We start from the raw sequence: 11986 nt of genomic DNA, 5'->3' as shown, positions 1-11986 counted from the left end.
GGTATAGGTAGTCTGATAAAAAAGGTATAGCGAATGGCGGCGACAAATTTTAAAACAGAGAATAATACATTTAGAAAATTAATGGGGAATGGACTTATTTATAAAATTCCTCGTTTTCAGCGAGATTATAGTTGGGACGTTGAACAGTGGGAAGATTTATGGGCAGATATTATGGCAACGTTATCGGAGAGTTCTTCTCACTATATGGGGTATCTAGTGCTGCAATCAAAAGATGATAAGGCTTTTGATGTGATCGATGGGCAACAACGTTTGACAACCTCGACATTGATTGTATTAGCTATTTTAAAAAATCTGCAGCGTTTGATTGATGAGGGGATTGACGCTGAAGCTAATCAACAGCGCCATGCACAAATTCGTCAAACTTATATTGGTTATTTAGATCCCGTTACGTTAATTTCTCGGGCAAAATTAACGTTAAATCGCAATAATGATGAATATTTTCAAACGTATTTAGTGCCATTGAGACCACTACCTTTGCGTGGTTTCCGTTCGTCAGAGCATTTATTGCGTCAGGCATTTGAATGGTTTGACAAAAAAGTACAGGACTATTTGAAACCTATACAAGAGGAAAAAGGACAAGCTTTAGCGCAATTAGTTGAAGATATTAGCGATCATCTCTTTTTTACGGTTATTACGGTAACTGATGAGTTAAATGCTTACAAAGTGTTTGAAACATTAAATGCGCGAGGGGTACGTTTATCATCAACAGATTTATTGAAAAATTATTTATTTGCGGTATTAGATAAATCGATGGAGTCCTCTTTGGAGCTGAAATCGCTAGAAGATCGTTGGGAAAATATTGTGAACCGTTTGCAATCTGAAAAGTTTCCTGATTTTTTGCGTATTTATTGGAATAGTCGATATAAATTTTCAAGACAAGCTGAATTATTTAAAACAATTAGACAGCATATCCGTGATAAAGAAGCGGTTTTTGCTTTGCTTCGTGGTATGGAAGAGGATTTAGATAATTATCTTGCACTTTGCTCGCCAGAAGCTTCCGATTGGTGTCAAACGGATAAGCAACTCGCTGCAATTTTAAAAATGTATCGAGTAAAACAACCATTTTCGTTGTTACTTGCTGCCAAACGTGATTTCTCAGCTGCTGAATTTTCAGAATTGTTACGTGCCATTATGGTTATCTCTTTCCGCTATAATACGATTGGTGCTTATAGCCCGACAGAACAGGAACGAATTTATAATGCGATTGCTGAACAAATTAGCCAGCATAACATTAAATCGCTATCTCAAGTTTGGGGCTTGTTAAAGCCTATTTATATTGATGATGTTCGTTTTTATGCCGATTTTTCGGAAAAAATAATAAAAACAACGGATTCTAGATCTAAAAAAATTGTTCGTTATATTTTATGTGCATTGGAAAAACAACTTTCAGGTAATGACCATGATTTTGTTAGCGATAGTTTTAATATTGAGCATATTTTGCCGCAAAATGCACCTGATGGCTGGGGAGATTTTAGGCATGATGAAAGCAATGCTTTAGTATATCGTTTAGGAAATATGACGTTATTGCAGTCGGGAACAAATAGAGATTTAGGTGTTTTAGACTATGCACAGAAACGTTCTGCTTTACTGAAGAGTAATTTTCTCATTACCCGTAAATTAGCTGAAGATTATCAAGAATGGACAGCTGAAAAAATTGCGAGCAGACAAAAGTGGTTAGCAAATCAAGCAAAAACAATTTGGCGGGTATCACAGTTGACTTAATTTGCCATAGAGTAGAAAAAGGGTAGATATTTTGCTAAATTGACCCCTTTCATTATTTCCAATTATTTTTTCACCAATTTTTACGTCATATGTTAGAAAGTTTAGCGATTATTTTAGTGCCATTATTTTTAGGTTATTTGATTAAAAGTAACAACGTAACATTTATGCACGGGATTAATAAAGGTATTATGGTGTTGTTATACCTTATTTTATTTGTAATGGGTTGTTCTTTGGGGCAATTAGATAATCTTGCACAAACCTTGCCTGATATTGCGGTGAAAGCGACGGTATTTAGTGTGTTGATTCATGGCTTAAATATTGCTTGTTTGGCGTTATATGATCGCTATTATCCCGCCAAAACACTTAAAGCAAACAAAGAGATGCCGTCAAGATTAAAACTGATTTGGGATTCAACCAAAATGTGTAGTATGGTTGGGGTTGGTTTTATCGTTGGGTTATTAAGTAAACATTATTTTCTTATTCCGCATGGTTCAAGCACGTATGTGTTGATTGTGTTAATTTTTCTGGTCGGTATCCAGCTGCGTAATAGTGGCATTAATTTGCGTGAAGTCTTCTTTAATAAACACGGTATTGGGATCTCCATTGTTTTTACGGTCAGTTCATTAGTGGGGGGGATTCTTGCGGCATTATGTTTAAGTTTGCCGATTTCACAAGGGCTAGCGGTCTCGTCTGGTATGGGGTGGTATTCCCTTTCTAGTGTGTTGTTAAATGATGCTTGGGGACCTATTTGGGGGAGTATTGCATTTTTTAATGATCTTTCTCGTGAAATTGCCAGTTTATTTTTAATTCCGTTATTTATGCGTCATTATCGTGCTACGGCAGTGGGATTGGCTGGCGCTACCGCTTTAGATTGCACCTTGCCAATTATCCAGCGTTCTGGTGGGGTAGAAGCGGTGCCATTAGCGTTAAGTTTTGGTTTTATTATCAATTTGTTAGTGCCAGTATTGTTGGTGTTTTTTAGTCGTATTCCGTTGGGATAAGCAAATTTAAGTTTTCAATGTTAATAGGCAATCTCGTATATTAATGAACTGGTATTGCCTCCTCAACAGGCGCATAATTGCCTTGATGATGATATTCCGTAGGTAAATCATCATCTGTTGCTTCATCGACGGAATCGTTGCTGTTTAGCTGTAAAGCGTCCCAAATGCTAGGCTGAGGTTCTGTTACTTGGTATTCTGTTGAAGCGCAAGGGTTGTGATTTATCCACACTGGAATTGTTTGCCCACCACCCTGACAAGCCCAACCACCATAGTTGTTAATCGGTACCCATTTTAAGCTTGAAATAAAGGGTAGTGTTAATGGTTTAACGTCAATATTAGGGAGAAGGGTTTTGTAAATTTGTAATGCTCCTGAAGCGCCAGTGAGCTTGGTTTTGCGGTTGTTATCTAGTCCTGCCCAAACAGTGGTAATATGGTTGCCATCAATGCCTACAAACCAAGTGTCTCGTCCATCATTGGTTGTGCCTGTTTTGCCTGCGAGGTGTAAAGCTGAAAATTTTGGTTGTAAGCTACGTGCCGTGCCACGCTCAACCACTTGTTGCATAGCAAATAAGGTTTCAATCGTCGCTTCTTCTGCGACGACTTGCTCTGGATTCATTGTGCGTTGATAAAACTGATGTCCATCACGGCTAACAATATAACGGATTGTTGTTAATGGAATTTTAGCGCCTTTATTGGCGATCACTTGATATAACTTTGTTACATCATAAGGCGAGATAGCATATGAGCCTAATAGCATAGAGGGAACACGAGGGATTATTGCTTGATCCCAGCCCATACTTTTTTGATTGCGAATAATATTATCTAAGCCAATCGCCATACCAATATTCACGGTTGGAATATTCAGTGATCTGACGAGCGCATCTAAGAGTAATACTGAGCCACTATATTTGCGGTCGTAATTGCGTGGTTGCCATGCAGGCTGACCTTTTAGTGGAATACTAATTGGTTGATTTTTAATTGGGGTGTTGAGAGCAAAGCGTTCAGGATAAGAAAGTGCCGTTAAATAAATGGACGGTTTTACTAAAGATCCAATTTGTCTTTTTGCAGATAAAACACGATTGAATCCTGCATAATGAACGTTTGTCCCTGAAACTAACGCTTGAATTTCGCCTGTGTGATAATTTGCAATGATCATTGCTGCTTCTAAATCAGGCATTTGATGTTGTTGTTTTAATTGTGTTGTACCTTGAATAATCGCAGATTCTGCTTGCTCTTGTAGAATAGGATCTAGGGTAGTAAATATTTTTGCGCCAGAAAGAAAATTGAGCTTTTTATTTCCCAGTAATTGATTAAGTTCTTGACGTACCGCTTGCATAAATCCTGGTTGTGCTTGTTGCATTGGGCGTTGTGATTGTACGCCTAATGGACGCTGACTTAACATTTGATAGAGGGAGTTATCGATAATGTTATGTTGTAACATAAGTTGCAATACGGTGTTACGCCGTTTTTTGGCATTTTCTGGATTACGCCAAGGATTATAAATTGATGGACCTTTTACCATTCCCACCAATAAAGCAATTTGATCAAGACTAATCTCTTGGATTGGGCGACCAAAGTAAAATTGGCTTGCTAGCGCAAAACCATGAATTTGCGTATTGCCACTTTGCCCAAGGTAGATTTCATTTAAGTAGGTTTCTAAAATATGATTTTTATCATAATGTGCATCTAGCATAATTGCCATAATGATTTCGTTGAACTTGCGAGTTAACGTGCGTTCATTACTTAAAAAGAGATTTTTGACTAATTGCTGTGTAATCGTGCTACCACCTTGAACGGTATGTCCTGCTTTTAAGTTATTGACCAAAGCACGCATAATCCCAATAAAGCTAACGCCATCGTGAGTAAAGAAATGACGATCCTCTGTTAGAATTAAAGTATCAATAAGGAAACGTGGATATTGTTGCAATGGAATCGCTAAGCGTTCTTCATTTTCCGAATTTAACATTGCAATCAATTTTGGCGAAAGACGAAATTCAGTAATCACTTTTTGCATCACTAAATCTTCAATGACGGCAAGTTTTTGTTGTTGGAAACGAAGACGTAATACTCGCTGTGGTTCTGCGCGATCAGGAAAGGTAAATGCGCGGCGAATGAGCACGATCGTTTCTTGTTCAATTTTAAAATCGCCAGGTGCGGCAAGCAGAGAAGTTTGCCGATAGCCATTTTCTATTAGTTGTTTTTTTACTTGCGCAAAAGTGGGTTCTGCTGCTTGCGTAATACGCGGAATTTGCCCATAAACCTCAGCAGGTAATTGCCAAATTTGTCCGTCCATTTTGGCGCGAATTTTACCGTCTAAATAAATACCATAAAATGCGATGATAAAAATGACGGTGATGCCAAGTTTTATTAAGAAAGAGAAAAGGCGTTTTTTTACTGATAAATATTTCTTTTTTGCTGCGTTTTTTGCCATATGATGTAACTACAATTTGCGGTTAGCGATGAATTTATTGCTTTTGTTTCTCTAATTTTATGACATAATCCAGTGCCTGCTCAAATTGAGCAAAATAGTGTTGTTCCCCGATTAATTGAATGATACCTGATTTTTTCAATTCACGATCAACACGTTTATTGGCACCAGAAAACATCACGATAACATCACGACGATGTAATGAGCGAATAACATCTTCTAAGGCTTGAATGCCTGTCATATCAATAAAAGGTACCCATTTTAAACGAATAATTAAGCATTTTGCATCAGTATTGGTGCCAGCTAATGCACGCTCAAAGTTTTCGACTGCACCAAAGAAGAAGGGTCCTTCTAACGCAAATACTAAAGCAGATTCAGGTAAGGTTTCTTGTTCGCCTTGACGCGCCAGTTCTTGATTAATTTCTTGCGCACTGCTTGGGGAAATTTCAACACTTGATGCCATTCTTTTCAGAAAATAAAGTGTCGCTAAAATAACGCCAATATTCACGGCGATGACTAAATCGGCAAAGACAGTTAAGAAAAAGGTAATTAAGAGAATGACCACATCTGCACGAGGTGCCCGTTTAATCATATTGAGGAAACGTCTTGCTTCGCTCATATTCCACGCTACAACAAATAAAATCGCTGCTAATGCGGCAAGCGGAATGTGGGCGGCGAGCGGTGCAAGCGCCACTAAAATAATGACTAACGTTAACGCGTGAATAATTCCAGCTAACGGGCTATTGCCACCATTACGGATATTGGTTGCTGTTCGGGCAATCGCACCAGTGGCGGCAAAACCACCAAAAAGTGGCGTGAGAATATTGGCAATACCTTGTCCAATTAATTCTTGATTAGGTTGATGTTTGGTGCCTGCCATGCCATCGGCGACGACAGCGGAGAGCAGGGATTCAATCGCGCCTAACATGGCGATAGTAAAGGCAGGTCCAATGAGCGTGATGATTTGATGCCATTCTAAATGTGGAATGGAGAGTTTAGGCAAGCCTTGTGGAATGCCTCCAAAGACACTGCCGATCGTTTTTACGCCGTCAAATTGCACAACTTGTTGTAGTAAGGTAATGGCAACCAGTGCGATTAATGGAGCGGGAATGCGGTGTAAATATTTAATTTTCGGTGCATATAAGACTACGAGTAATGCGGTAATTGCTAATAGTGTGGTAGCAAGGTGAAATTGCGGCAAAATTTGTAAAAGATGCCAAACTTGTTGATGAAAATGGTCTCCCTCAACGGCGGGTAAACCGAAAAAATTTCGCCATTGTCCAACCCAAATAATCACCCCAATGCCTGCGGTGAAACCAACAATCACGGGCGCTGGAATAAATTTAATAATCGCGCCCATTTTACTGATGCCTAAAGCAAAAAGGATTAACCCTGCCATTAGGGTTGCAATTTGTAAGCCCTCAATCCCGTATTGGGCGGTAATGCCAGATAGAACAACAATAAATGCGCCTGTTGGACCTGCAATTTGTAACCGACTGCCACCAAACAGCGAAACGGCTATCCCTGAAATAATTGAGGTATAAATTCCCTGTTCAGGTTTTACACCCGAGGCGATGGCAAATGCCATGGCTAAAGGTAGGGCAACTACCCCCACAATCACGCCAGCGATAAGGTTATTGAGCCAATATTTCTTTTGTAATAGCCCTGCTTTGTAGGCTTCTTGAATTGCAAACATAGTGATGATTTTTTATGAAAAATGAACAGCTTATTATAGACTAGCTAAAGGGTTTCTCAATAACGATTCCGTCAAAAGCATGTTTATTTTTAGGGTTTTAGTAAGCGGGGAGAGGTATTTTTACGCTTTTGGTAATAAAAAAGAAAAAACGCCATTGAAAACAATGGCGTAACTACAAAAAAATTACTCTACTTCTTCGACTAATTCAGGCGTTTTAAATGGAGAGGGTTGACCTGTTAATTTAGCCAGAATACTTGCCAGCGTTTGACGCATCTCTTTACGATGCACGATCATATCAATTGCCCCTTTTTCTAATAAGAATTCACTGCGTTGGAAACCTTCAGGTAATTTTTCTCGTACAGTTTGCTCAATAACACGTGGACCAGCAAAACCAATTAAGGCTTTGGGCTCAGCAATATTAATATCTCCTAGCATGGCAAAACTAGCAGAAACCCCGCCTAATGTTGGATCAGTCAGTACGGAAATAAACGGGACACCTTGTTCACGCATTTTTGCTAATACTGCGCTGGTTTTTGCCATTTGCATTAAGGAGATTAATGCTTCTTGCATTCTTGCGCCACCACTGGCAGAAAAGCACACAAACGGACAATTATCAGCTAATGCTTTTTCTGCCGCTTTGACAAATTTTGCTCCAACAACGGATCCCATGGAACCGCCCATAAAATCAAAATTAGAGGCAGCCGCCACAATCGGCATATCATAAAGTTTGCCCGAGAAAACGATCAAGGCATCTTTTTCGCCTGTTTGTTTTTGTGCTGCAGAAAGGCGATCTTTATAGCGTTTTAAATCCTTAAATTTTAAGATGTCTTGCGGCTCAAGATCAGCGGCTAATTCTACTGCGCTCTCTTCATCTAATAATGCTAAGAGACGAGTGCGCGCATCAATGCGCATATGGTGTCCACATTTTGGACAAACTTCTAAATTACGGCTAAGTTCTTCACGATATAAAACTTGTTCACAGCCAGTACATTTTGTCCAAATACCTTCTGGTACATTTGATTTACGTGCCCCTGAAATAGGGTTTTTATTAAAAATTCTTTCAATCCAGCTCATAATTTACTTTATCTCCAAAGTGAGAATGATTGCGAATGCGGGCGTTATTAAAGCATAAATTTCACAAATTGAGTATCTTTTCCTGCGTTTTACCCGATACTGTCAGCTAAAAATAGGGGACCCACTGCATTTTTAGGGAGTTGGTACGCTTCTGGATAACAAACCTCCACTAAATATAAGCCTGCTGCTTTTGCGGTGGGGGCAGCGAGCGTACGATCTTTTTGGGCTAATAGCCATTGAATCCATTCTGGCGGCTGTTTTCCTGTGCCAACTTCTAATAAGCTACCAACGATATTTCTGACCATATGATGCACAAAAGCATTGGCTTGAATATCGACGATAATATAGTTGCCTTTGCGTGAGACATTTAAATGATGCACATTACGATTAGGGGATTTTGATTGGCATTGCGCCGCACGAAAGGAACTGAAATCATTCTCTCCCAATAAAAATTGACCAGCAAGGTGCATTTTTTCCGCATCAAGTGGTTGATGATAATGGGTGATGCCTGCTGCTAAAATTGCGGGGCGTTGTGTATGATTATAAATAATGTAACGATAACGACGAGAAAGTGCACTGAAACGCGCGTGAAATTCATCGGGCACGTCTGTTGCCCAACTGACAGCAATCTCAGGCGGTAAATGGACATTGGTACCAAATGTCCATGCTTGGGTTGGACGAGTCGCATTGGTAGTAAAATGAATTACTTGCCCCGTTGCATGAACACCTGCATCAGTTCGTCCAGCGCAAAAAATTTCAATCGGCTCATTGGCGACAATGCTTAATGCTCGTTCAATTTCACCTTGAACACTTTGTACTGATTGTTGTTTTTGCCAACCAAAGTAGCGAGAACCATCGTAAGTGATGCCAAGTGCAATTTTTTTCATAACAGTTATTAAGTCGTTTGTTATCTAAATAAAAAAACACCAACAAAAATTGTTGGTGTCTTTTTTACCACGTTAAATTAAACGCGTTTGAAGTCAATGTGAAGAAGTTTTGGTTTGAAGTGGTGGCGTTGCATTGCTTGCGCTTTTACCGCAACTTCTTTACCTTCAATAACCAAAGTAATGACTTCAGAATAGAAGCTATCTTGAACTTGAGCGTTATTTAATTCATCGTGATTTAACACAATAGATACTGGTGCTTCTTCACCGCCATAAACGATGGCAGGAATTTGACCATTTCTACGCAAGCGGCGGCTCGCACCCTTTCCTTGCGATTGACGAACTTCAGCATTAAATTTAAACATTTTAATATCTCTATTTAATTAAACCTAAAAAGGTTGTTAAACAAAACAAGCTACAGGCGACCCAGCAGCTTGACAAAATAAGTGCTGAAAAAAATCAGCTGGAGAATTATAGATAAACTAATTGAAAAAGCAATATTTTTTCCCGTATATGTTTGATTTTTGATTGGACAAAATGCGAATTTTTTTCGATAAAATGGATTTTTTGTATCTACATCAATAATTGTAACATTTTAGGTAGTAATTCCTTATTAAAGAGGGCAAAATAATACGTTGAAATAAAGAGAGAATCTTACTATTTAGATGAAAAACTGTATTTTTAATTTGGAAGTTTGTTGTGCAATTATTAGTTGAATTTTTTAGTAATTATGGCTATTTCGCAGTTTTATTTGTTTTGATAATTTGTGGGTTTGGTGTACCAATTCCAGAGGATATTACGTTGGTTTCTGGCGGTATTATTGCTGGGTTAGGTTATGCAAATCCGCATATTATGTTGCTTGTCAGTATGCTAGGCGTATTGTTGGGGGATAGTACGATGTATTGGCTAGGCAGAATTTATGGGGTAAAAATTCTTCGTTTTCGTCCATTACGTCGGATTTTAAAGCCAAAAACGATGCGTGCTGTGCGAGAAAAATTTGATCGTTATGGAAATCGAGTATTATTTATTGCACGTTTTTTACCAGGATTAAGAGCGCCAATTTATATGGTGGCAGGTATTACAAGACGAATTAGTTTTATCAGATTTGTGTTATTAGACTTTCTGGCTGCAATCATTTCGGTGCCTGTTTGGGTGTATTTAGGCTATCACGGGGCACACAATCTAGATTGGATCAAAGCGCAGATCAGTAAAGGGCAAACGGGGATTTATATTTTATTAGGTTTACTTGCTTTATATTTAGTCTTTCATTATTTCCGCAAAAAGCGCCAATAAATAGTATTTATTGAATAAACAGCATTTAATCTTGTTAGGTTAAATGCTTTTTTTATGTCATTAATAGCTTTTCTTTTTTCTTATGATAATTATCAGATGCAAAAAAATTTTTACGGTCGCTAATCTAATAGTAAAAATAAAGTGTGTTCTGTTGAGGAGAAATAGGCAAAAAGTTGTGTTAGCTCAAATTCTATTGCTGCAATCTCTTTTATAATTCCTGCCACTTTTTTGTGATAAAGGAAAAAATAATGAGTTGTTTTTTTGTAACGGGTACGGATACGAACGTTGGGAAAACGATTGTGAGTCGTGCAATTATTCAAGCCTTACAAGCACAGGGAATTAAAATTGTAGGCTATAAACCGATTGCCTGTGGTGAAGAAGATAGTATTTATACTGAATCATTAAAAGATGAATTTGAAGTTAACCTCTCAGAAGATAATAAAGATGTTAAAACATTAATGGATAGTACGAATCAGCCTGTAACGTATCAAGAAGTTAATAGTTATACTTTCACTGAAAGTAGTGTACCTGTATTAGCCGCATTAGATGAAGTGAGTAATATTGATATTAATAAAATAAATCAAGATTTAGATTACTTAGCATCACGTTATCAATCGGTGCTTGTTGAAGGGACTTATGGTTGGTTAACACCCATTAATCGAGAGGTAACATTCGATAAGTGGGTTAAGGATCGCAAAATGCCAGTTGTCTTGGTGGTGGGAATTAAAGAGGGTTGTGTGAATCATGCTTTATTGACCGCACAATCAATTATCGCTGCAGGTGTCCCATTAATTGGCTGGGTGGCAAATCGTATTAATCCTTGCTTGCGTCATTATGCGGAAATTATCAAGTTGTTACATCAGGTTATTGATGCGCCGTTATTAGGCGAGATCCCTTATATTCACCGCCCCGAACAGCAAGAATTAGGACATTTTATAACAAATCTTGATCGCTTAACTTATTTGAAAACAGAAATTTGTTAATCTTAAAAAAGCCTCGATTGAGGCTTTTTTTAAATCTCTCTATTGAAATGAGAATTGTTATCAAATAAAATTCGCCAACTTTATTATGGAGAATAGTGTTAGGTGGATTGTGTTCGAATTAAATGCTGTTTCATTTTCGATTGCAGAGAAAGTACTACTACAACCAATTTCATTGCAGTTTTCGACTGGAAAAATTTATGGAATTATTGGACCAAATGGTTCAGGAAAATCCACGCTAATTAAATTACTCGCTCGCCAACAGTCCGCCTCTAGTGGGCAGTTATTGTTTAATCAACGTCCAGTTGCATATTGGAAACCACGAGAATTTGCACAACAAGTTGCTTATTTGCCACAGCACCTACCACAAGCCAGCCATCTAAAAGTTAAAGAGTTACTACAAATGGGGCGTTATGCTTGGCAAGGTTTGTTAGGTCGTCATTCAGAAAAGGATCAACAAGCAATAACTGAAGCATTACAACGCACTAATATGCAACGTTATGCAGATCAATTAGTGGATACATTATCTGGTGGTGAACGTTCTCGCGCTTGGTTGGCGATGTTACTGGCACAACAAAGTCGCTTTTTATTGCTTGATGAACCACTTGCTGCATTAGATATTGCGCATCAAGTGGAGGTGATGCAATTAATTCAACAACTCACACAACAGCTTCAAATTGGTGTAGTAATTGTTATCCATGATATTAATCTGGCAGCTCGCTTTTGTGATCACTTGATTGCCTTGCAAAATGGACAATTATTAATGCAAGGAATACCACAAACGTTAATGACAAATACGCAACTTAAAAAAATTTATCACATTGATTTAAATGTGATTTCTCACCCATTTGTAGATGATACCCCAGTTGCATTTTATTAAAGGAGGT

The 11986-nt window shown here is 38.2% G+C and carries 10 protein-coding genes; 5 read left to right on the top strand and 5 right to left on the bottom strand.

Going from position 1 to position 11986, the window contains the following annotated elements; all coding sequences use genetic code 11:
- Positions 1–33: 33 nt before the first annotated feature.
- Positions 34–1743, top strand: coding sequence for a DUF262 domain-containing protein (locus ACFFHK_RS02165; protein WP_382368619.1), 1710 nt, complete (start codon positions 34–36; stop codon positions 1741–1743).
- A gap of 89 nt (positions 1744–1832) precedes the next feature.
- The gene (locus ACFFHK_RS02160) at positions 1833–2744 is read left to right on the top strand and encodes a LysO family transporter (protein WP_382368616.1); all 912 of its coding nucleotides are present in this window, start codon (positions 1833–1835) and stop codon (positions 2742–2744) included.
- Between the two features lie 40 nt (positions 2745–2784).
- On the opposite strand, the gene mrcB is transcribed toward ACFFHK_RS02160, so the two are convergent.
- From mrcB to rplY, 5 genes are all read right to left on the bottom strand, one after another.
- Complete coding sequence (mrcB, locus tag ACFFHK_RS02155; RefSeq protein ID WP_382368613.1) at positions 2785–5175, bottom strand: penicillin-binding protein 1B; 2391 nt, start codon at positions 5173–5175, stop codon at positions 2785–2787.
- A 34-nt stretch (positions 5176–5209) separates the two neighbouring features.
- On the bottom strand, positions 5210–6868 hold the full coding sequence (locus ACFFHK_RS02150) for a SulP family inorganic anion transporter (protein ID WP_382368610.1): 1659 nt from the start codon (positions 6866–6868) through the stop codon (positions 5210–5212).
- A 183-nt stretch (positions 6869–7051) separates the two neighbouring features.
- A complete protein-coding gene (gene accD / locus ACFFHK_RS02145; protein WP_382368607.1) occupies positions 7052–7942 on the bottom strand; it encodes an acetyl-CoA carboxylase, carboxyltransferase subunit beta in 891 nt (296 codons plus the stop codon).
- Positions 7943–8031: 89 nt separating this feature from the next.
- Complete coding sequence (truA, locus tag ACFFHK_RS02140; RefSeq protein WP_382368604.1) at positions 8032–8829, bottom strand: tRNA pseudouridine(38-40) synthase TruA; 798 nt, start codon at positions 8827–8829, stop codon at positions 8032–8034.
- A gap of 77 nt (positions 8830–8906) precedes the next feature.
- Positions 8907–9191 carry a 50S ribosomal protein L25 gene (gene rplY / locus ACFFHK_RS02135; protein ID WP_382368601.1) on the bottom strand — a complete coding sequence of 95 codons (285 nt, stop codon included), beginning with the start codon at positions 9189–9191 and terminating at the stop codon, positions 8907–8909.
- A gap of 334 nt (positions 9192–9525) precedes the next feature.
- Here rplY and ACFFHK_RS02130 point away from each other — a divergent pair, with 334 nt between their 5' ends.
- The 3 genes from ACFFHK_RS02130 to ACFFHK_RS02120 all read left to right on the top strand — a co-directional run bounded on the left by ACFFHK_RS02130 (position 9526) and on the right by ACFFHK_RS02120 (position 11979).
- On the top strand, positions 9526–10119 hold the full coding sequence (locus ACFFHK_RS02130) for a DedA family protein (RefSeq protein WP_382368598.1): 594 nt from the start codon (positions 9526–9528) through the stop codon (positions 10117–10119).
- A gap of 248 nt (positions 10120–10367) precedes the next feature.
- Positions 10368–11102 (top strand): dethiobiotin synthase, encoded by a 735-nt coding sequence (gene bioD, locus ACFFHK_RS02125; RefSeq protein WP_382368595.1) that lies wholly within the window; start codon positions 10368–10370, stop codon positions 11100–11102.
- A gap of 109 nt (positions 11103–11211) precedes the next feature.
- A complete protein-coding gene (locus ACFFHK_RS02120) occupies positions 11212–11979 on the top strand; it encodes an ABC transporter ATP-binding protein (protein WP_382368592.1) in 768 nt (255 codons plus the stop codon).
- Positions 11980–11986 lie beyond the last annotated feature (7 nt).

It is taken from the genome of Gallibacterium trehalosifermentans, from assembly GCF_042433055.1.
GTDB lineage: Bacteria > Pseudomonadota > Gammaproteobacteria > Enterobacterales > Pasteurellaceae > Gallibacterium > Gallibacterium trehalosifermentans.
The sequence above is the reverse complement of the archived record's forward strand: the minus strand, read 5'-3'. Positions and strand labels throughout refer to the sequence as shown.

Excerpts from the sequence above, each read along its gene's own strand:
- ACFFHK_RS02165 (WP_382368619.1), top strand. The coding sequence starts at position 34 with ATGGCGGCGACAAATTTTAAAACAGAGAATAATACATTTAGAAAATTA.
- ACFFHK_RS02160 (WP_382368616.1), top strand. The coding sequence starts at position 1,833 with ATGTTAGAAAGTTTAGCGATTATTTTAGTGCCATTATTTTTAGGTTAT.
- mrcB (WP_382368613.1), bottom strand. The coding sequence starts at position 5,175 with ATGGCAAAAAACGCAGCAAAAAAGAAATATTTATCAGTAAAAAAACGC.
- ACFFHK_RS02150 (WP_382368610.1), bottom strand. The coding sequence starts at position 6,868 with ATGTTTGCAATTCAAGAAGCCTACAAAGCAGGGCTATTACAAAAGAAA.
- accD (WP_382368607.1), bottom strand. The coding sequence starts at position 7,942 with ATGAGCTGGATTGAAAGAATTTTTAATAAAAACCCTATTTCAGGGGCA.
- truA (WP_382368604.1), bottom strand. The coding sequence starts at position 8,829 with ATGAAAAAAATTGCACTTGGCATCACTTACGATGGTTCTCGCTACTTT.
- rplY (WP_382368601.1), bottom strand. The coding sequence starts at position 9,191 with ATGTTTAAATTTAATGCTGAAGTTCGTCAATCGCAAGGAAAGGGTGCG.
- bioD (WP_382368595.1), top strand. The coding sequence starts at position 10,368 with ATGAGTTGTTTTTTTGTAACGGGTACGGATACGAACGTTGGGAAAACG.